Raw genomic sequence first — 20354 nt, forward strand, 5'->3', positions numbered from 1 at the left:
CGGCGTTCGCGCTGCGGTCCTTGGCGAGATGCGCGGCAGTGCGTGCGGGATCGAAGCAGCGCGCCCCGGGCGGATTGACGGACAGGAGCGGGCTGCCGGGCGCCCCTTCCTTTCGATCATCATCGTTTTGCCCGCTGGCCTCTGCCTATGGAAAGTCCGGCGGATTCCATGGTTCGGACCGGACCGTGGCAGCCTCCCGGCAGGCCCCTCCCCGGACCATGAGGACCCAGGAGAACCGGGCGCGCTTGTCGGAGCCCCCACGGGCGGCGGACCCGCATGGCCGGCCTCCAGGGCCGGTGCCCGCTCCGATTTCCCTGCCTGGAGATTGCACCGGGCACAGGGGCCGGCCCCAAGTCAGCGTTCCCCCGTTCAGACATGGGACCGAGCCCGCCCTGGCCGCCGCTGGACACGGGGGCGCGGGGCCAGCCCCGGCAGGCCGCAACAGCGCTTCCGCAGCCCGGTCACGCAGGGAGGCTGCGCCCCCCTGCCCGCCGACATTTGCCGCCGCGACGCGCAGCGCTCCGGCAACGGAAAACGGCCGGGCTTGCACCCGGCCGTCTGTTCCGCCTTCGGGGAATTGTGACGCGCAACCCCTCCGGCGGAAATCTTCAAGGATCAGCCGCGGCGGCGGCGGGCCGCGACGCCGGCGCCGACAAGGGCGGTGCCGAGCAGGAGGCCTGCTGCCGGGACCGGAACGGCGGAGGCTTCGTAGGAATAGGCGAAGGACACCGAGCCCGGGGCCGTGTCGGACACCGAGGCGATCAGGCTGAACGCGCCGGTCGCGATGTAGGAGAAGGTGACGCCGGCACCGACCAGGGAGCCGACGCTGTAGGACGGGGTCAGCTTGTAGGGCTCTTCGCCCTCGATGCCGACCACGGTCAGTTCAATCGACTTGCCGAAGTCGGTATCGGTGCCGAGGACGAGGAAGTCGACCTTCAGGGATTCGCTGACGTCGAACTCGGCGGTCGCGGTTTCGCCCTTGTTGACCGTGACATAGGCCAGATCGCTGCTGTCGCCATCGGCGAGCAGGGTCGCGGCATGGGCCGCGCCGGACAGCGCGATGGTGGCTACGAGAGGCGCGAGGCTGCGGAAGAAAGTCATGTTTGAAGCTCCGAAATGGATTTTTTGCCCCGTCTAGTTCACGCAGCTGATTGCTTTATTCAATTTATACTCAAGTAAATGGTTAATAGGAGAGGTATATTGCGGCGCCGTTGACAGCGGCCCTCCAAAATGACGCAGGGCGGCGCGCCGGAACGCACCGCCCTGTCCGATTTCCGCTGCCGGCCCCGGAGGGCCGGTCCCCGCGTCAGCCCCGCGACTCGGCGATCAGCTTCAGCACTTTCGACGCCGCATCCGGGATGTTGGTGCCGGGGCCGAAGATCGCCTTGACGCCGGCATCGTAGAGGAACTGGTAGTCCTGTGCCGGGATCACGCCGCCGCAGACCACCAGGATGTCGCCTGCGCCCTGCGCCTTCAGCTCCTCGATCAGCTGCGGCGCCAGCGTCTTGTGGCCGGCCGCCTGGGACGAGATGCCGACGACATGGACGTCGTTGTCGATCGCGTCCTGCGCGGCCTCGGCCGGCGTCTGGAACAACGGCCCGACATCGACGTCGAAGCCGATATCGGCAAAGGCCGTCGCGATCACCTTGGCGCCGCGGTCATGGCCGTCCTGGCCCATCTTGACCACCAGCATGCGCGGGCGGCGGCCCTCCTTCTCGGCGAACTCCGCGATCTCCTTCTGGATCGCCGCGAAGCCCTCGTCGCCCTCGTAGGCCGACCCGTAAACACCAGCCAAAGTCTTCACCTCCGCTCTGTGACGCCCGAAGACCTCTTCCATCGCCATGGAGATCTCGCCCACCGACGCGCGGGCGCGCGCGCATTCCACGGCCGCTTCCAGCAGGTTGCCGCCCTCGGTGGCGCGCCGCGTCAGCTCGGCCAGCGCCGCCGTGCAGGCCGCGTCGTCGCGGCTGCCGCGCATCGTCTCCAGCCGCGCGACCTGCGACTTGCGCACCGCCGTGTTGTCGATGTCGAGGATGTCGATCGGGTCTTCCTTGTCCTTGCGGTACTTGTTGACCCCGACGATCACCTCGTCGCCCTTGTCGATCATCGCCTGGCGGCGGGCGGCGGTCTCCTCGATCCGCAGCTTCGGCATGCCCGAGGCCACGGCCTTGGTCATGCCGCCCATCTCCTCGACCTCCTCGATCAGCGCCCAGGCCTTGTCGATCAGTTCGGCGGTGAGGCTCTCCACGTAGTAGCTGCCGGCCAGCGGATCGATCACGTTGGTGATGCCGGTCTCTTCCTGCAGGATCAGCTGGGTGTTGCGCGCGATCCGGGCCGAGAACTCGGTCGGCAGCGCGATCGCCTCGTCGAGCGCGTTGGTATGCAGCGACTGGGTGCCGCCGAGCGCCGCCGACATCGCCTCGTAGGCGGTGCGGATGACGTTGTTGTAGGGATCCTGCTCCTGCAGCGACACGCCCGAAGTCTGGCAGTGGGTGCGCAGCATCAGCGACTTGGGGTCCTTCGGCGCGAACTCCTCCATCACCCGGTGCCACAGCGTCCGCGCGGCGCGCAGCTTGGCCGCCTCCATGAAGAAGTTCATGCCGATGGCGAAGAAGAAGCTCAGCCGCCCGGCGAACTTGTCGACATCCATGCCCGCCGCGATGGCGGTGCGCACGTATTCGCGGCCGTCGGCGATGGTGAAGGCCAGCTCCTGCACCAGGTCGGCGCCGGCCTCCTGCATGTGGTAGCCGGAGATCGAGATGGAGTTGAATTTCGGCATCTCGTTCGAGGTGTACTCGATGATGTCCGCGATGATCCGCATCGAGGGCTCGGGCGGATAGATGTAGGTGTTGCGGACCATGAACTCCTTGAGGATGTCGTTCTGGATGGTCCCCGACAGCACCTTGCGGTCATGGCCCTGTTCCTCGCCGGTGACGATGAAATTCGCCAGGACCGGGATCACCGCGCCGTTCATGGTCATCGAGACCGAGATCTTGTCGAGCGGGATGCCGTCGAACAGGATCTTCATGTCCTCGACGCTGTCGATCGCCACGCCCGCCTTGCCGACATCGCCGACCACGCGCGGGTGATCGCTGTCATAGCCGCGATGGGTGGCGAGGTCGAAGGCAACCGAAACGCCCTGCTGCCCAGCGGCCAGCGCCTTGCGGTAGAAGGCGTTCGACTCCTCCGCCGTCGAGAAGCCGGCATATTGCCGGATCGTCCAGGGGCGGCCGGCATACATCGTCGCCCGCACGCCGCGGGTATAGGGCCCCTCGCCCGGAATGCCGCCCATATGCGGCAGGTCCGCGGTGTCGGCCTCGGTATAGAGCGGCTTCACCTTGATGCCCTCGAGGGTCTCCCAGTCGAGGTTTTCCAGAGGCTTGCCGCGCAGCTCCTTCTCGGCAAGCGCCTTCCATCGGTCCAGCTTTCCGGTCATTTTCCACCCTTTGATCGCGCGCCGGGCGCCTGCGGCCCCGGGCTGTGACGGTCCGTCGGCGCAGGGCCCGTCGCCGGGCCCCGCAAATCGCGGAAAGCCCCGCCGCAGCGCTCCGGCAGGAGCGCCGCCCGCAGGGCCGCGATGACATGAATTCGGGAGGCGCCCGCAGCGGCGCGGGCGCTCAGACGTTGCCGCGCATGAAGACGGCGAGCCGCTCCGGCGGATAGACGAGGATCAGCGCATTTCCGTCGGGCTCGTAGAGCATCCGCGCCGATTTCGACACCAGGATGCGGTAGACACCCTTGCGGATGCCGTCCCCTTCGGCACAGTCCAGAACCGGACCGATCCCGCTGGAGAGCAGTCCCAGCCCGCGGGCCAGGTCCTCGGTCATCAGCGTCTCGGAAATCTCGGTGGGGCTGCGGCCGGGGAACTCGAAGAGCACCGGCGTGCCGGCCTCCACCAGTTCCAGCGCCGTCTTGCTGTCCGATGCGCGCGTCAGCCCGCCCTCCATCGCGACGGAGGGCTGGTCGATATGGAACACGGCCAGCGTGCAGCTCGATTTCGACACGAAATTCCGCGTCCCCGCCAGCGAGAACCATTGCGACAGATGCTGGCGCAGCGCCTCCTCGCTGTCGAGCGAACAGCCCGCCAGCAGGGCGGGGACAAGCAGCCCCGCAGCCAGAATGAGTGCCGGACGCAGCCGCATCCTTCCGTCCTCCCCGACGGTCCGAGTCGGCCGCGAGGCTAGCGGGCGAAGATTGACAAATGTCTTCGCGGCGCAGGCAGGTCCCGGCCCGCAGCGGCCGGAACGCGCCGGGCGCGCGCGCCCCGCCCGCCCAAGCCGGCATGCGGGCCGCGCCGGTCATTCGAATTCCATGATGACGTCGTCGACCGCAAGGCTGGCACCGGCCTCGCAGTTGACCTTCTTCACCACGCCCTGCTTTTCGGCGCGCAGGGTGTTCTCCATCTTCATGGCTTCCACGACCGCCAGCGGCTGGCCCTCCTGCACCTCGTCGCCTTCGGAGACATTGATGCGGACCACGAGGCCCGGCATCGGGCACAGCAGCAGCTTCGAGGTGTCCGGCGGCAGCTTGACCGGCATCAGCTTGGCAAGCTCGGCCGCACGCAGCGACCGCGGCACGGCCTTCAGGTCGGCCCCGCGCCAGCGCAGGCGGAAGCCTTGGCTGGCCGGATCGACCTTGACCATCACGGTCCTGCCGTCGATCTCGGCCTGCGCCACGGTCTGCCCCGCCTTCCAGGCAAGCGCCATGGTGACGCCGTCCTCGAAGGTGATCCGGCCGCCGTCGCGCACCGAGATGGTCAGCGGCACATGCGCCTCGCCGATCGCGACTTCCCATTCATCGGCGAAGATCTGCGGCTTCGCGCGGAGCTGGCCGGAGATCGCCGACTTCCGGTCGAACTCGATGGCCGACAGCCCAAGCGCGACGCGCGCGAGCATCTCCATGTCCGCTTCGGGCAGGGTCACGCCCGAGAAGCCGTCGGGATATTCCTCGGCGATGAAGGCCGTGGAAATCTCGCCCGACATGAAGCGCGGATGGTCCATCACCGCCGCGACGAAGGGCAGGTTGTGGCCGATGCCCTCGACCTCGAACTGGTCGAGCGCGTTGCGCATCGCCTCGGTCGCCTCTTCGCGGGTCTCGCCCCAGGTGCAGAGCTTGGCGATCATCGGGTCGTAGTACATCGAGATCTCGGCGCCCTCGTAGACGCCGGTATCGTTGCGCACGATGCAGCCATCGGCGGTGTCGCCCTCGAACGGCGGCCGGTAGCGGGTCAGCCGGCCGATCGACGGCAGGAAGTTGCGGTAGGGGTCCTCGGCATAGAGGCGGTTTTCGATCGCCCAGCCCTTGATGCCGATGTCGCTCTGCTTCATGGCCAGCTTTTCGCCATAGGCGACGCGGATCATCTGCTCCACCAGGTCGACGCCGGTGATCAGCTCGGTGACCGGATGCTCCACCTGCAGGCGGGTGTTCATCTCGAGGAAGTAGAAGTTCTTGTCGCCGTCAACGATGAATTCGACCGTGCCGGCGGAGGCATAGTCCACCGCCTTCGCCAGCGCGCAGGACTGCTCGCCCATCGCCTTGCGGGTGGCCTCGTCGAGGAACGGGCTCGGCGCCTCTTCCACGACCTTCTGGTTGCGGCGCTGGATCGAGCATTCGCGTTCGTTCAGGTAGAGGCAGTTGCCGTGCTTGTCGGCCAGCACCTGGATTTCGATGTGCCGCGGCTGGGTGACGAATTTCTCGATGAAGATGCGGTCGTCGCCGAAGCTGTTGGCGGCCTCGTTCTTCGAGCTCTCGAAGCCTTCGCGCGCTTCGGTGTCGTTCCAGGCGATCCGCATGCCCTTGCCGCCGCCGCCAGCGCTGGCCTTGATCATCACCGGATAGCCGATCTCCTTGGAAATCTTCACCGCCTCGTCGGCATCCTCGATCAGGCCCATGTAGCCCGGAACCGTCGAGACGCCTGCCTCCTGGGCCAGCTTCTTCGAGGTGATCTTGTCGCCCATCGCCTCGATCGCGCCCGAGGGCGGGCCGATGAAGGCAACGCCGGCCGCTTCGAGCGCCTCGGCGAACCCCTTGTTCTCGCTGAGGAAGCCATAGCCCGGATGCACCGCTTCGGCGCCGGTCTGCTTGATCGCGTCGAGTATCTTGTCGATGATCAGGTAGGACTGGTTGGCCGGCGGCGGGCCGATATGCACCGCCTCGTCGGCCATCTGCACATGCAGCGCATTGGCATCGGCATCGGAATAGACCGCGACGGTCTGGATGCCCATCTTGCGCGCGGTCTTGATCACGCGGCAGGCGATCTCGCCCCGGTTGGCGATCAGGATTTTCTTGAACATGTCTCACTCCGCAGGACAGAGGAAACCCGCCGCGGCACCGGGCCACGACGGGTTCGATTGGTGTCGGTCGCGCGGAGGGTCCGCGCGCGGATCAGTCGGGCCGCGCGCGAGGTCGCGCGGATCAGTTGTTCGGACAGGTCCCCAGCGCACGGCAGCTTGCGCCCGCCGCACCGCCGATCAGCGCCCCGGTCACGGGATCGCCCGTGATCACCTGCCCCGCGGCGCCGCCGATCACGGCGCCCGTCGCGGTACGCTCCAGGTCGGTCTGTCCGCAGGCAGTCAGGGCAAGCAGGCCGCAGGCCGCCAGCATCAACGTCACTTTCTTCATCATGCGCCTCATTCGCTTTGGTGGCGGTGCCGGTCCGGCACAGCGTCGCGATGATAACGCAAGAAAGGGCGGAAAGGTTTCCTTTAATTGGCGACGTTGCGGAAACAGGCGTCCCTCCGCTCACGCGGAAGGCGACCGGCACAACCGGTGCGGTTCCTTCGCTGATCTGGAGGCAGGCCTGCATGTCTGGCGGTTCCCTGGCTGTCGGTTGACCTTGCCCCGGCGCCTGCCCCTCCCAAGGCGGCGCCGGGTTTCCCTGCTCGTCAGAGCGGGATGTTGTCGTGCTTCTTGTAGGGCACCTCGACATGCTTCGTGCGCAGTGCGGCGAAGGCATTGGCGACCCGGCGGCGCGTCGAGCGCGGCATGATCACCTCGTCGATGAAGCCCCGTTCCGCCGCCACGAAGGGGTTGGCGAAGCGGTCCTCGTATTCCTTGGTGCGCGCGGCGATCTTCTCGGGATCGCCCAGTTCCGAGCGGTAGAGGATCTCGGTGGCGCCCTTGGCCCCCATCACGGCGATCTCGGCGGTCGGCCAGGCATAGTTGACATCCGCGCCGATATGCTTCGACGCCATCACGTCATAGGCGCCGCCATAGGCCTTGCGGGTGATGACCGTGACCATCGGCACGGTGGCCTGGGAATAGGCGAAAAGCAGCTTCGCGCCGTGCTTGATGACGCCGCCATATTCCTGGCTGGTCCCCGGCAGGAAGCCGGGCACGTCGACCAAGGTCAGGATCGGGATGTTGAAGGCGTTGCAGAAGCGCACGAAGCGCGCCGCCTTGCGCGAGCTGTCGATGTCGAGGCAGCCCGCCAGCACCATCGGCTGGTTGGCGACGACGCCGACGGTCGAACCTTCGAGCCGCATGAAGCCGGTCAGGATGTTCTTCGCGAAATCCTCCTGGATCTCGTAGAACTCGCCGCAATCCGCGATCTTCCCGATCAGTTCCTTCATGTCATAGGGCATGTTGGGATTGTCGGGGATCAGCGTGTCGAGGCTTTCGTCCTGGCGCTCGGGATCGTCGATCACCGGCAGCTTCGGCGGATTTTCGCGCGCCGAAAGCGGCAGGAAGTCGACAAGGCGGCGGACCTCGGCCAGCGCCTCGACGTCATTGTCGAAGGCCTTGTCGGCGACGGAGGATTTCTTGGTATGGGTCGACGCGCCGCCCAGCTCCTCGGCGGTGACGATCTCGTTCGTCACGGTCTTCACCACGTCGGGGCCGGTGACGAACATGTAGGAGCTGTCGCGCACCATGAAGATGAAGTCGGTCATCGCCGGCGAATAGACCGCGCCGCCCGCGCAGGGGCCCATGATGACGGAAATCTGCGGGATGGTGCCCGAGGCGATGACGTTGCGCTTGAACACGTCGGCATAGCCCGCGAGCGAGGCCACGCCTTCCTGGATGCGCGCGCCGCCCGAGTCGTTGATACCGATCACCGGGGCGCCGTTCTGCACCGCCTTGTCCATGATCTTGCAGATCTTCTGGGCATGGGTCTCGCTGAGCGAGCCGCCGAAGACGGTGAAGTCCTGGCTGAAGACGTAGACCATGCGTCCGTTGATCGTGCCCCAGCCGGTGACCACGCCGTCGCCGGTGATCTTCTGGTCCTGCATGCCGAAATCGGTGCAGCGATGGGTCCGGTAGGTGTCGTATTCCTCGAACGACCCCTCATCCAGCAGCAGCTCGATGCGCTCGCGCGCGGTCAGCTTGCCCTTGGCGTGCTGCGCATCGATGCGGCGCTGGCCGCCGCCCAGATAGGCCTCCTCGCGGCGTTCCTGCAGCTTCTCGAGTATCTCTTTCATCGTGACCTCTTGCGCGATGTGTCAGACGGAGCGGCGGGCAAGCGCCCAAGCGCCGAAACCGGCGATCAGGGACTTGAAGATGCCGCCGAAGATGAACGGGGTCAGGCCGAGGGCCAGCACCGGCTTGTCCCAGCCGATGACATTGCCGAGCTGCCAGAGCCCGGTGGGGAAGACGAGCGCCGTGGCGATCAGCGCGGCCGCGACCGCGCCGGACAGCGACCGCGTCCAGCCGCGGTCTCGGGCGAACCCCGCAAAGAGCGCGGCGATCACGAAGCCCGCGATATAGCCGCCGGTCGGGCCGGTCAGCGCGACCAGACCGGCCTTGCCGCCCGAAAAGACCGCCGGCCCGCGCGGCCCGGCGATGCCGCGGCGGTGACCGGGCGGGTCAGCCTCTGCGAAGTCGACGGCTCGGCAACCTTCGTGCATTTCGCCTGCGGCGGCCAGGACTGGGTGATGAAGCGCGACGGGGTCCATGCCTGCCCGGGCGGCACGCCGGTGAGCGTGCGGATCGACCCCGATGATTTCTTCCTCTTCGACGCGGAAGGCCGGCTCGCCGCCACGCCCGCGCCCCGGCACAGGGAGGCCGCGTGATGGCCCAGATCGTGATCGATGCCCTGCGGCATTCCTATGACGGCCGCCTCGACGACCCGGACGCGCTGGCGCTCAAGCAGGTCGACCTGACCTGGGAGGATGGCAGGGCCTATGCCCTGCTCGGACCTTCGGGCTGCGGCAAGTCCTCTATGCTGAACATCATTTCCGGCCTGGTGCGGCAGAGCACGGGACGGGTGCTGTTCGACGGGCGCGACGTCTCGGATCTGGCGACCGAGAAGCGCAACATCGCCCAGGTCTTCCAGTTCCCGGTGCTCTACGACACCATGACGGTGGAGCAGAACCTCGCCTTCCCGCTGCGCAACCGCGGCACGGATCCGGCCCGCATCCGCAAGCGGGTGGACGAGGTGGCCGGGATGCTCGATCTCGGGCCGCTGCTGAAGAAGCGCGCGGCCGGGCTCGGCGCGGCGGAAAAGCAGAAGATCAGCCTCGGCCGCGGGCTGGTGCGCGAGGACGTGGCGGCGGTGCTCTTCGACGAGCCGCTGACCGTGATCGACCCGCATGTCAAATTCGAGCTCCGCCGCAAGCTGAAGATGCTGCACGAGGAACTGGGCCTGACGCTGATCTACGTCACCCATGACCAGAGCGAGGCGCTGACGCTCGCCGACGAGGTCGTGGTGATGGCCGAGGGCGAGGTGATGCAGGCAGGCACGCCGGAGGCCCTCTACGAGCGGCCGGACCATGTCTTCGTCGGCAATTTCATCGGCTCGCCGGGGATGAATTTCCTGCCCTGCAAGGCCATCGGCGAAAGACTGGCCTTCCGCGGCGGGAGCCTGCCCCTGACCGGGCGGGCCGCGGCGGGCATCGCGCCCGGGCAGAGCCTCTGCCTCGGCATCCGCCCGCAATACCTGCGGCCCGCGCGGCCCGGAGAAGAGGCGGTCGAGGCGGTCCTGGGCGAAATCCAGCATCGCGGCGACTGCTTCATGGCGGTGCTCCATATCGGCGACATGGCCCTGTCGGTGCGGCTGCCCGACAGCGCACCGCCGCCCGGGGGGACGATGCGCGTGCATTTCCCGCCCGACCGGACGCTGCTCTATGCCGACAACCGACTGACCGGAGATCTCTCATGAACCGGACCCATGACAACCGCGCCTGGTTCCTGATCTGCCCGTCGTGGCGCTCGTCGCCTTCTCGGCGGTGATCCCGCTGATGACCGTGGTAAACTACTCGGTTCAGGACATCTTCGGACCAGGCCAGCGCTATTTCATCGGCGTCGACTGGTTCCGCGAGGCGCTGCGCGATCCCGAGGTGCATGGCGCCTTCCTGCGCCAGCTGGCCTTTTCCGGGATCGTGCTGGCCATCGAGATCCCGCTCGGCGTGGCGGTGGCGCTGCTCCTGCCCAAGGCAGGGTGGAAATCCTCGCTGGCAATCGTGATCCTGGCGCTGCCGCTGCTGATCCCGTTCAACGTCGTCGGCACGATCTGGCAGGTCTATGCCCGCCCCGAGATCGGCTTCCTCGGCCGCGTGCTCAACGACATCGGCATCGACTTCAACTATACCGGCGACGCGGTTTCGGCCTGGGCGACCATCGTGCTGATGGATGTCTGGCACTGGACGCCGCTGGTCGCGCTGCTGGCCTTTGCCGGGCTGCGCTCGATCCCCGACGCCTATTACCAGGCGGCGAGGATCGACGGGGCCGGACGGCTGGCGGTGTTCCGCTTCATCGAGCTGCCCAAGATGAAATCGGTCCTGACCATCGCGGTCCTGCTTCGCTTCATGGACAGTTTCATGATCTACACCGAGCCTTTCGTCGTCACCGGCGGCGGTCCGGGCAGCGCCACCACCTTCCTGTCGATCCGGCTGGTGAACATGGCGGTGGGGCAGTTCGACCTCGGACCCGCGGCGGCCTTCTCCCTGATGTATTTCCTGGTGATCCTGCTGATCTCCTATGTCTTCTACACGATCCTGCAGCGCGCAAGCGCCAGCTGAGGGACGACACATGACCTATCCGACCGAACCCCTTGCCGGACCGGCGGCGCCCGCCTTCGCCCGCTTCCGCGGCATCGCGCTGAACCGGCGCCTCGCGGCCCCGCTGCTGCTCGGCCTCTATCTCGCGTTCCAGATGCTGCCGATCTACTGGCTGATGCGCATGTCGCTGATGACCCCGGGCGACATCATGGCCAGCGCGGAGTTCCTGCCGACGGCGCCGAGCCTCGGCAACTACCGCACGCTCTTCACCGATCCGGCCTGGTACATGACCTACCTGAACTCGCTGTCCTACGTGATCCTCAACATGGCGATCACGCTCTCGGTGGCGCTGCCTGCGGCCTATGCCTTCTCGCGCTACCGCTTCCTCGGCGACAAGCACGTCTTCTTCTGGCTCTTCACCAACCGCATGGCGCCGCCGGCCGTCTTCCTGCTGCCGTTCTTCCAGCTCTACTCCGCGGTCGGACTGTTCGACACGCCGCTCGCGGTGGCGCTGGCGCACTGCCTCTTCAACGTGCCGCTGGCGGTCTGGATCCTCGAGGGCTTCATGTCCGGCGTGCCGCGCGAAATCGACGAAACCGCCTATGTCGACGGCTACTCCTTCCCGCGCTTCTTCCTGACCGTGTTCCTGCCGCTTATCCGGGCAGGCATCGGGGTGACGGCCTTCTTCTGCTTCATGTTCTCCTGGGTGGAGCTGCTCCTGGCCCGCACCCTGACCTCGGTCGAAGCCAAGCCGATCGTGGTCGCGATGACGCGGACGGTCTCGGCCTCGGGGCTCGACTGGGGGCTGATGGCGGCAGCGGGCGTCGTGACCATCCTGCCCGGCGCCTGCGTGATCTGGTTCGTGCGCAACTACATCGCCAAGGGCTTCGCCCTGGGCCGCGTCTGAGGAGGACGGAAGATGGATTTCCAATGGATGGCCTGGACCACGCCGACGGCGGTGTTCTTCCTGGTGATCGCGGCGATCCTGGTCGCCATGACCCTGGCCGAGATCCGCTTTCCCACCGCAGAGCGGCGCGGCTTCCTGCCGATGCCGACAACGCGGGGAGACCGGCTGTTCCTGTCGCTGATGCTGGCCGCCTTCATCCATCTGGGCTTCGTCGCGCTGAGTGACGCCCAGAGCCTGGCGGTGCCGCTCGGCATCTCGATCTTCGCCGGAGCGCTGATGATGCGCTTCGGCTGAGGCCCCGCCCCGCAGAGGGGCGGAGAAGACCAACGACAAACCGACGACACATCCCCGGCGGGAGGAGCCTGGCCGGGCAACGGAGGAGGAATGACCGATGAGAACCGGAACCGGACGGGCAGGGCGGCTGAGCCTCGGCGCGATGCTGATGGGCGCCACGGTCCTGCATGGGGCAGCCGCGCTGGCCCAGGATTACCAGGCGGCCGCGCAGAAATGGATCGGGGAGGAGTTCCAGCTTTCGGTGCTCTCGAAGGAGGAGCAGGCCGCCGAGCTGGATTGGTTCACGAAAGCGGCCGAACCCTATCGCGGCATGGAGATCAACGTCGTCTCCGAGAACATCCCGACCCACACCTACGAATCCCAGGTGCTGACCCGGGCCTTCGAGGAGATCACCGGCATCAAGGTGCGCCATGACCTGCTGCAGGAAGGCGACGTGATCGAGAAGCTGCAGACGCAGCTGGCCTCGGGGCAGAACATCTATGACGCCTATGTCAATGACAGCGATCTGATCGGCACGCATTTCCGCTATGGCGCCGTGATGCCGCTCGACGATTTCATGGCGGGCGAGGGCGCGGACGTCACCTCGCCGACGCTCGATCTCGACGATTTCATGGGGCTGAGCTTCACCACGGCGCCGGACGGCAAGGTCTACATGCTGCCCGACCAGCAATTCGCCAATCTCTACTGGTTCCGCGAGGACCTGTTCACCGATCCCGACCTGATGGAGCGGTTCAAGGCGAAATACGGCTACGACCTCGGCGTGCCGGTCAACTGGTCGGCCTACGAGGACATTGCGGAATTCTTCACCAACGACGTCAAGGAGATCGACGGCGAGCCGATCTACGGCCACATGGATTACGGCAAGAAAGACCCGAGCCTCGGCTGGCGCTACACCGATGCCTGGTTCTCGATGGCCGGCAGCGGCGACAAGGGCCTGCCGAACGGCAAGCCGGTGGACGAATGGGGCATCCGCGTCGAGGACTGCCACCCGACCGGTTCCTCGGTCACCCGCGGCGGCGACATCAACGGCCCGGCGGCGGTCTATGCGCTGTCGAAGTCGATCCAATGGCTGAAGGACTACGCCCCCGCCGAGGCGCAGGGCATGACCTTCTACGAATACGCCTCGGTGCCGACCCACGGCAACATCGCGCAGCAGGCCTTCTGGTACACCGCCTTCACCGCGGATTACGCCAAGCAGGACATCCCGGTCGTCGACGATGACGGCAACCCGAAATGGCGCGTAGCCCCCTCGCCGCACGGCGCCTACTGGCAGGAGGGCATGAAGCTCGGCTACCAGGATGCGGGCTCGTGGCTCCTGCTGAAATCGACGCCCACGGACCGCGCCAAGGCGGCCTGGCTCTATGCCCAGTTCGTCACCTCGAAGACCGTGGACACGCAGAAGTCCCATATCGGGCTGACCTTCGTGCGCGACAGCACCGTGCGCCACGAGAGCTTCACCGAACGCGCGCCGAAGCTCGGCGGCCTCGTCGAATTCTACCGCTCGCCCGCCCGCGTGATGTGGACGCCGACCGGCACCAACGTGCCCGACTATCCGAAGCTCTCGCAGCTCTGGTGGCAGAACATCTCCACCGCGATCTCGGGCGAGACCACGGTGCAGGAGGCGCTCGACAACCTCGCGCGGTCCCAGGACCGGGTGATGGAGCGGCTCGAGCGCGCAGGCGTGATGGCCGAATGCGGTCCGAAGCTGAATCCGGAAACCTCCGCCGAGGACTGGTACGCCAAGGCCGAGGCACATCCGGACTGGCTGGCCCCGCAGCGCAAGCTGGAGAACGAGAAGCCGATGGGCGAGACCGTCGCCTATGACGCGCTGCTCGACGCCTGGGCCAGCGGCAAGGCAATGCCGGACAACATGTGATCCGGTTCCTCCCCGGGGCGCGCGCCTGCGTCGCGCGCCCCAATTCCCCCAAGACCGAGAGAAGGAAACACGATGGCCCATATAGGTGACCTGGTTGCCGAGATGCTGGCGCAATACGGAACCGAGCTTGTCTTCGGCATGCCCGGAGGCCAGACCACGGCGCTGCATGACGGGATATCGCGCCGGTCGGACCGGATCCGCCACGTCCTGATGCGCGACGAGAGGAACGCGGCCTATGCCGCCGATGCCTATGCGCGGCTGACCGGCAAGCCCGGCGTCTGCGACGTCACCGTCGGGCCGGGCGCGAACCTGCTGCCCGCGGGCTTCCTCGAGGCGCTCAATGCCTCGATCCCGATGATCGGAATCATCGGCGAGCTGCCGCTCGACTGGCTGCCGCTGAAGGAGAAGGGCATCGCCAGCCAGGGCTTCGACCAGCTCTCGTTCTTCAAGACCTGCACCAAGGATGCCTGGCTGGTGCCCTCGGTCACCGCGCTGCCCGAGCTGATCCGCACCGCCTACCGCACCGCGACCGGCGGACGTCCGGGACCTGTGGCGCTGATCATCCCGCATGACATCTTCGATGCCGAATGGGACGAAGACTTGGTCAAGATCACCGTCGACGACCGCGCCATGCAGGTGCCGTTCCTGCGCTCTGCCGCGCCTGCCGCATCGATCGCCGAAGCCGCCGCGCTGATCCGGCGGGCGAAGCGGCCCGCGCTGGTCTGCGGCGGCGGCGTGCATGGCTCGGATGCCGCCGCCGAGGTCACGGCGCTGGCCGACAGGTTCGGCGGGCTCGTGGTCACCTCGCTTTCGGGCAAGGGGGCCGTTCCAGAGACGCGGGACTATGCGGCGGGCGTGCTGAACCCGCTCGGCTCCTGGGCCGCGATCGAACTGGTGAAGGAGGCCGACCTGATCGTCTGGTGCGGCTCCAAGGTCAGCCAGAATACCGGCATGAACTGGACCCTGCCGGGGCCGGAGCAGGCGACGATCACCATCGATTGCGACGCGATGGAGCATGGCCGCACCTTCCGGCCGACCGTGCCCCTGCTGGGCGATGTGCGCGAGATCGTCAGCCAGCTAGACGCCGCGCTCGGCAAGCCGGTGGCGCGCCCGGACTGGATGGCGCGGATCGCGGAAGTGAAGGCCGAGGGCGAGGCTGCGAAGGCCGCCGAGATCGCCTCGGACGCGGTGCCGGTGCAGCCGCCGCGCGTGATGGCCGAACTTGCCAAGCGGATCGGGCCGGACGACATCGTCGTGTCGGACGCGTCTTTCTCGGCGGGCTGGATCGCGGGCTACATCCCGGCGCAACAGCCGGGGCGGCAGTTCCTCTATGCCCGCGGCCAGGGCGGCTTGGGCTATTCGGTGCCGGGCGCGATCGGCGCGGCGGCGACGCGGCCCGGCGCGCGGATCGTCACCGTGGCCGGGGACGGCGCGTTTTCCTACACGGTCGGCGAACTCGCCACCCAGGCGCAGCAGGGCCAGCGCATCGTCAATGTCGTGCTGAACAACGGGCGGCTCGGCTGGATCCAGCTCTGGCAGGAGATCTTCTTCAAGAACGTGCAATCGGCGCTTCTCGAGACGCAGAGCGTGGTTCCGGGCTTCGCCGGGGCGGCAACCGCCCTGGGGCTCAAGGGCATCTACGTGGAGAAGCCCGACCAGATCGCGGCGGCGCTGGACGAGGCCTTCGCCCATGACGGCCCGTCGGTGGTCGAAGTGCGCGTCGACGACCTAGCAACGCCGATCCACTCCTTCAAGCGCCGCATGAAGGAAGGGGCCGATGCACCGCGCCCGCGCCCCGGGACGGTCTACAAGCTGCGCGACTACAAGATCTCGCCCGACCTGCCCGAACCGGCAGAGGCCGGAGCCGACCTGCATCCGCGCACGCCCGAACAGGTGGACTGACGGCACGGCCTGCGGCGGCAGCCCCGTGCCGGGCATCTCCGCAGCTTAGGCGGCTTGCGCACGGACCCGGCGTCCCGAAGGCGCGAGGCCGGTCCGGAGCGCAGCCCTGGTGGCGGTGACCGGTGGGATCGGCTTTGTCGGCATCGTGGTGCCGCATCTGCTGCGCCTCGTGCAGGGGCCGGACCATCGCGGGCTCCTGCCCAATGCGGCGCTGGCCGGGGCGATCCTGCTGCTTCTGGCCGATGCCGTCAGCCGCAGCGTCGTCGCGCCCGCGGAGCTGCCCATCGGCATCGTGACCGCCTGCCTCGGCGGGCCGTTTTTCCTGTGGATCGTGCTGCGCAACCGCGCATTGCTGGAGGCCTGATCATGGAGCTGCGCGCAGAGGATATCCGGATCGCGCTCGGCGGGCGCGACATCCTCGGCGGGGTCGATTTCGCGGCCCGCGCCGGGCAGGTCTCGGTCATTGCCGGGCCGAACGGGTCGGGAAAGACGACGCTCCTGCGGGTGCTGACCGGCGAGCTGGCCGCCTCGGGCGGGGTCACGCTCAACGGCCGCGACTGTGCCGCGATGCGCCCTCGGCCATGGCGGTCGCCGAGCGCGCGGAATGGGCGTTGAGGACCGGCTCGCGCGCGTCGATCCGGGCGAGGGTGGCGGCCATGACTTCGGCCGGGTCGGCCTCGCCGGAGGCGAAGGCGGCGAGCAGGGCGGTTGCGTCGCGTTCGAGCATCAGAACAGGTTCCCCGGCAGCCAGAGCGCCATGCCCGGCCAGAAGATCAGCAAAGCGGTGAAGAGAAGCATCAGGAGCGCATAGGGAATGGCGCCATGGACGACATCCGAGAACGGCCCGCCATCGCTGCGCACGCCCTGCACGACATAGAGGTTCATGCCCACGGGCGGGGTGATCATGCCGAGCTCGCTCATCAGCACGACGAAGATGCCGAACCACACCGGGTCGATGCCCGCGGCAGTGACGATCGGCACGACGACCGGGATGGTAAGCACCTGCATCGACAGCACGTCCATGAACATGCCGAGGATCAGGTAGAAGACCATCAGCGCGAAGAGGAGCGCGGTGGGCGACAGCCCGAGCCCCGCCACCCAGGCCGACATCGTGCCGGTGATCCCGCCGAGCGCCAGCGTGACGTTCAGCGTGAAGGCCGCGCAGATGATCAAGAGGATCATGCCGGTGGTCTTGGCGGTCTGGCGGAAGCAGGTGTCGAGGAAGCCGAAGGTCAGCCGCCCCTCGCGCCAGACGAAGAGCAGCGCGACGATCACGGCCAGCGCGGCACTCTCGGTGGGCGTGGCGATGCCGAGATAGATCGAGCCCATCACGATCAGGAACACTGTCGCGGCGGGGATCAGATGGAGGAGCGCGCGCAGCTTTGCCTCCAGCGGCACCTCGGCCTCGGGACGGGAGGCGTCCGTGAGGCCGCGGCGGCGCAGCCAGAGGCTTTCGCCCGTCACGAAGGCCATGAAGAGGAGCGTCAGCAGGATGCCGGGGATGACGCCCGCGACGAAGAGCTGGCCGACCGAGACCGAGGCGAGCGAGCCATAGACCAGCAGGTTGACCGAGGGCGGGATCAGGATGCCGAGCGTACCTCCGGCGGCCAGCGATCCCAGCGACCTTGCCGGGCGGTAGCCGCGCTCGCCGAGCGCCGGGAGCGCCACCGTGCCGACCGTCGCAGCGGTGGCAACGGAGGAGCCGGAGGTCGCGGCGAAAAGCGCGCAGGAGCCGATGTTGGTGTGCAGCAGCCCGCCGGGCAGCCGCCCGAGCCACAGCGACAGCGCGCCGTACATGCGGTCGGCCATGCCCGAGCGCAAGAGCAGCTCGCCCAGCAGGATGAACAGCGGGATCGCGGTCAGGACGCTCTCGTTCGAGACGCCCCAAAGAACCGGGCCCATGCTGTTCAGCAGGACCGGACCGTAGAGGATCATGCCGCCGGCGACGCCGAGCGCGACCATCACCACGGCGACCGGCAGGCCGATCAGCAGGAGCCCCATCATCACCGTGAAGCCCAGAAGGATGTCTATGATCGTCATGGAGGGGTCCTCAGCGGGCGCGGAGCTGGTCGAGTTCCTCGGACAGCTCCTCTTCGGCGGATTTCGGATTGAACTCTGCGGCGACCTCGCGGATGCGGCCCTTGGCGACCAGCAGGGCGGCGCGGAGGGCGAGCCACAGCGAGGCGGCGGCGAAGAGCGCCAGCGCGCCGTACCACGCGGATTGCGGCCAGATCAGCGGCGTGCGCCAGGGCGTGGCGGCGGTGGACTTGTAGGCCAGCGTATCGGCGATCACGCCCCAGCCGACATGGAGGAAGAAGACGCCCAGGAGCCCGAGGCTGAGGACCGAGGCAAAGTCGATCCAGGCCTGCACGGCCAAGGGAAAGCGGCGGTGCAGCACGTCGATGCGCACATGCGCGCGGTCGACCAGCGCGACGGTGAAGGCGGCGGCGGCGCCGAAGGCCAGGATGTAGCCGCCGAGCTCGTCCGCGCCCTGCAGCGAGGTGTTGAAGGCCTTGCGCAGCACCGTTTCCAGCGCGACGAAGCCCGAGAGGAAAAGGAGCGCAGCGCCGAAGAGGCGGCTGATCCAGGTGGCGAGGCGGTCCATGGCGTCATCCTTGGCGAAGGCCCGCGCCGGGACAGGCGCGGGCAAGGGGGATCAGAACTGGTAGTTCGTGCCCACGGTCTCCATCCAGGAGGCCGAGCAGCCATCATTCACCGCGTCGCAGGTTTCCTTCCAGGCGGGGAAGGACACTTCGGTCACGGCGGTGCCGATCAGCTCGACATCGGCGTCGGAGGGCTCGACCAGCGTCAGGTCGTATTTGGTGCCGGTCTCGCAGGTCTCGCCGCCGGTATTGCAGCTGACCGCATCGACGAAGAGCTCCTCGGAATAGGCCCAGATCTTGTCGGAAAGCCCGTCGAAGGCGCCCTGCAGCTTCTCCTGGTCTTCGGCGGAGAGCTTGTTCCATGTGTCGAGATTGATGCCGTAGCCGTTCATCGCCAGCTGGAAGGCGATCGGCATCATGTAGGAAGTGACCTCCGGCCAGCCGGCCGAATTGGCCGAGGACGGGCCGGTAATCGCGCAATCGACGACGCCGCGGGCCAGCGACTGCTGCACTTCGGGGAAGCTCAGCGGGACCGGCGTGCCGCCGACCAGCGAGATGAAATTGGCGAGGTTCTGGTCATAGACGCGGACCTTCAGCCCCTTGAGGTCGGACAGCGAGGCGATCTCGGGTTCGCAGAACAGCACCTGCGGGCCGAAGGGCCAGACGCCCAAGAGCTTGGTGTTGAATTTCTCCTGAAGCTGCGCATCGACCATCGGCGCGAATTCCTCCACCGTGCGCTTGCCGGTGGCGTAGTCGGGGTTGAGGCCCACGAGGTCGAGCCCGAGGATGGTCGGCTCGTCGCGGCTGACCTGGGAGAGACGCAGCGAGACGATGTCGAAGAGCCCGCCCTTGAGGATGCGCAGCTGCTCGGTATCCTTGATGCCGGTGACGTCGACGGGCTGGTAGTCAGCGGTGAAATCGAGCCCGGTCTCCTCGGCGAAATTCTCGAAGAAGGGTTGTTCGACAGTCTTCTGGATCAGGCCGGTGGCGACGGGCTGGCCCATGACGCGCAGGCTTTCGGCGCTTGCGGGCATGGCAAGGGCGGTCGCGGCCAGAGCCGCGGCGGTCAGGGTGAGTTTCATGTGGGTCCCTCGTTGGTTGGTGGTGGTCAGTCGATGTCGGAGAACAGCCGGAACACGGAGCCCCAGCCGGTGACGCGGGCGGGGTCGAGCCCCATTTCCCGCATGGAATGCGCGGCGGTGACGGAGATGGAATCGAGCACGGGGATGCCGGTCTCGGCCTCGATCTCCTCAGCGACGGGGGCGCCGCGGAAATTGGTGCAGACGACGGCGATGGCGTCGGGCTTCGCCTTGGCGACCTCGCGGATCATCCCGGCGACCTGCGCGGGCGGGTAGGTGGCGAAGGAATAGTTGCCCTTGTCCTCCAGCCGCGCCTCGGACACCGTCTCGATGCCTTGCGCGGCGTAGTTCGCTTGGATGAGGCTCTGGATCTCGCCCAGATAGGGCGTGACGAGGCCCAGCCGCTTCACCCCGAGCCCGCGGAAGGCGCGGTCGAAGGCGAGCATGGTGGAGGAGGCCGCGATGCCGGTGCGCGCCTTGATGGCCGCGCAGAGCGCGCGGTCCTTGTCGAGCCCGAGCCAGGCTGCCGAGGTGCCGTTCCAGCAGATCAGCCGGGGATGGCATTCCGCCAGCCGTTCGGCGGCTTCGAGGATCGGGGCTTCGGTGAACTGGGTCTGCGAGGCCTCGGACATGGAAATCTCCACGACGCGGAAGCGGCCGAAATGCGCGCTGGCCTCCTCCCCGAAAGGGGCGAACATGGCCGAGGTATAGGGCTCCAGCGCGGTATTGGACGAGGGCGTCAGCATGCCGACGCGGGCG

Annotated in this window: 18 protein-coding genes and 2 pseudogenes; 9 read left to right on the forward strand and 11 right to left on the reverse strand. The window is 67.4% G+C overall.

Going from position 1 to position 20354, the window contains the following annotated elements; all coding sequences use genetic code 11:
- Positions 1-615: 615 nt before the first annotated feature.
- The 7 genes from C7T91_RS02375 to C7T91_RS02405 all read right to left on the reverse strand — a co-directional run bounded on the left by C7T91_RS02375 (position 616) and on the right by C7T91_RS02405 (position 8843).
- A complete protein-coding gene (locus C7T91_RS02375) occupies positions 616-1101 on the reverse strand; it encodes a VPLPA-CTERM sorting domain-containing protein (protein WP_108257842.1) in 486 nt (161 codons plus the stop codon).
- A 205-nt stretch (positions 1102-1306) separates the two neighbouring features.
- Positions 1307-3436 carry a methylmalonyl-CoA mutase gene (gene scpA, locus C7T91_RS02380; protein WP_108257843.1) on the reverse strand — a complete coding sequence of 710 codons (2130 nt, stop codon included), beginning with the start codon at positions 3434-3436 and terminating at the stop codon, positions 1307-1309.
- A 181-nt stretch (positions 3437-3617) separates the two neighbouring features.
- Positions 3618-4142, reverse strand: a complete 525-nt coding sequence (locus tag C7T91_RS02385) for a hypothetical protein (protein WP_108257844.1) — start codon at positions 4140-4142, stop codon at positions 3618-3620.
- A gap of 156 nt (positions 4143-4298) precedes the next feature.
- The gene (locus C7T91_RS02390) at positions 4299-6293 is read right to left on the reverse strand and encodes an acetyl-CoA carboxylase biotin carboxylase subunit (protein WP_108257845.1); all 1995 of its coding nucleotides are present in this window, start codon (positions 6291-6293) and stop codon (positions 4299-4301) included.
- Positions 6294-6414: 121 nt separating this feature from the next.
- On the reverse strand, positions 6415-6621 hold the full coding sequence (locus C7T91_RS02395) for a hypothetical protein (protein WP_108258458.1): 207 nt from the start codon (positions 6619-6621) through the stop codon (positions 6415-6417).
- 263 nt (positions 6622-6884) lie between these two features.
- On the reverse strand, positions 6885-8417 hold the full coding sequence (locus tag C7T91_RS02400) for an acyl-CoA carboxylase subunit beta (RefSeq protein WP_108257846.1): 1533 nt from the start codon (positions 8415-8417) through the stop codon (positions 6885-6887).
- 21 nt (positions 8418-8438) lie between these two features.
- Complete coding sequence (locus C7T91_RS02405) at positions 8439-8843, reverse strand: biotin transporter BioY (RefSeq protein WP_161555700.1); 405 nt, start codon at positions 8841-8843, stop codon at positions 8439-8441.
- Here C7T91_RS02405 and C7T91_RS32125 point away from each other — a divergent pair.
- The 9 genes and pseudogenes from C7T91_RS32125 (at position 8838) to C7T91_RS02445 (ending at position 16528) form a co-directional block, all read left to right on the forward strand.
- Positions 8838-9008, forward strand: a complete 171-nt coding sequence (locus C7T91_RS32125) for a hypothetical protein (RefSeq protein WP_161555701.1) — start codon at positions 8838-8840, stop codon at positions 9006-9008. The two genes, C7T91_RS02405 and C7T91_RS32125, sit on opposite strands and share 6 nt — an antisense overlap.
- Complete coding sequence (locus tag C7T91_RS02410) at positions 9008-10096, forward strand: ABC transporter ATP-binding protein (protein WP_108257848.1); 1089 nt, start codon at positions 9008-9010, stop codon at positions 10094-10096. Before C7T91_RS32125 ends, C7T91_RS02410 begins: the two co-directional genes overlap by 1 nt.
- A pseudogene (locus tag C7T91_RS02415) lies at positions 10093-10955 on the forward strand (carbohydrate ABC transporter permease). Before C7T91_RS02410 ends, C7T91_RS02415 begins: the two are co-directional and overlap by 4 nt.
- Positions 10956-11088: 133 nt before the next feature.
- Positions 11089-11841 carry a carbohydrate ABC transporter permease gene (locus tag C7T91_RS02420; RefSeq protein WP_236638025.1) on the forward strand — a complete coding sequence of 251 codons (753 nt, stop codon included), beginning with the start codon at positions 11089-11091 and terminating at the stop codon, positions 11839-11841.
- A gap of 12 nt (positions 11842-11853) precedes the next feature.
- Positions 11854-12135, forward strand: a complete 282-nt coding sequence (locus C7T91_RS02425; RefSeq protein ID WP_108257850.1) for a DUF2160 domain-containing protein — start codon at positions 11854-11856, stop codon at positions 12133-12135.
- A gap of 142 nt (positions 12136-12277) precedes the next feature.
- Complete coding sequence (locus C7T91_RS02430; protein WP_108258460.1) at positions 12278-14011, forward strand: ABC transporter substrate-binding protein; 1734 nt, start codon at positions 12278-12280, stop codon at positions 14009-14011.
- Positions 14012-14083: 72 nt separating this feature from the next.
- Entirely contained in the window at positions 14084-15913 is a 1830-nt protein-coding gene (locus tag C7T91_RS02435) for a thiamine pyrophosphate-binding protein (protein WP_108257851.1), read from the forward strand.
- Positions 15914-16010: 97 nt separating this feature from the next.
- Positions 16011-16277 (forward strand): annotated as a pseudogene (locus C7T91_RS02440) (iron chelate uptake ABC transporter family permease subunit); the annotation flags it as partial.
- 2 nt (positions 16278-16279) lie between these two features.
- Positions 16280-16528, forward strand: coding sequence for an ATP-binding cassette domain-containing protein (locus C7T91_RS02445; protein ID WP_108257852.1), 249 nt, complete (start codon positions 16280-16282; stop codon positions 16526-16528).
- Between the two features lie 111 nt (positions 16529-16639).
- Here C7T91_RS02445 and C7T91_RS02450 read toward each other — a convergent pair whose 3' ends face one another.
- The 4 genes from C7T91_RS02450 to C7T91_RS02465 are packed head-to-tail and all read right to left on the reverse strand — an operon-like array spanning position 16640 to position 20341.
- Positions 16640-17953 carry a TRAP transporter large permease gene (locus C7T91_RS02450; protein WP_108257853.1) on the reverse strand — a complete coding sequence of 438 codons (1314 nt, stop codon included), beginning with the start codon at positions 17951-17953 and terminating at the stop codon, positions 16640-16642.
- Positions 17954-17963: 10 nt separating this feature from the next.
- Positions 17964-18518: a TRAP transporter small permease subunit gene (locus C7T91_RS02455; protein ID WP_108257854.1), complete on the reverse strand. Its 555-nt coding sequence runs from the start codon at positions 18516-18518 to the stop codon at positions 17964-17966.
- 51 nt (positions 18519-18569) lie between these two features.
- Positions 18570-19598, reverse strand: coding sequence for a TRAP transporter substrate-binding protein (locus C7T91_RS02460; RefSeq protein ID WP_108257855.1), 1029 nt, complete (start codon positions 19596-19598; stop codon positions 18570-18572).
- Between the two features lie 26 nt (positions 19599-19624).
- A complete protein-coding gene (locus C7T91_RS02465) occupies positions 19625-20341 on the reverse strand; it encodes an aspartate racemase/maleate isomerase family protein (protein ID WP_108258461.1) in 717 nt (238 codons plus the stop codon).
- Positions 20342-20354 lie beyond the last annotated feature (13 nt).

The organism is Mangrovicoccus ximenensis (assembly GCF_003056725.1).
Taxonomy (GTDB): domain Bacteria; phylum Pseudomonadota; class Alphaproteobacteria; order Rhodobacterales; family Rhodobacteraceae; genus Mangrovicoccus; species Mangrovicoccus ximenensis.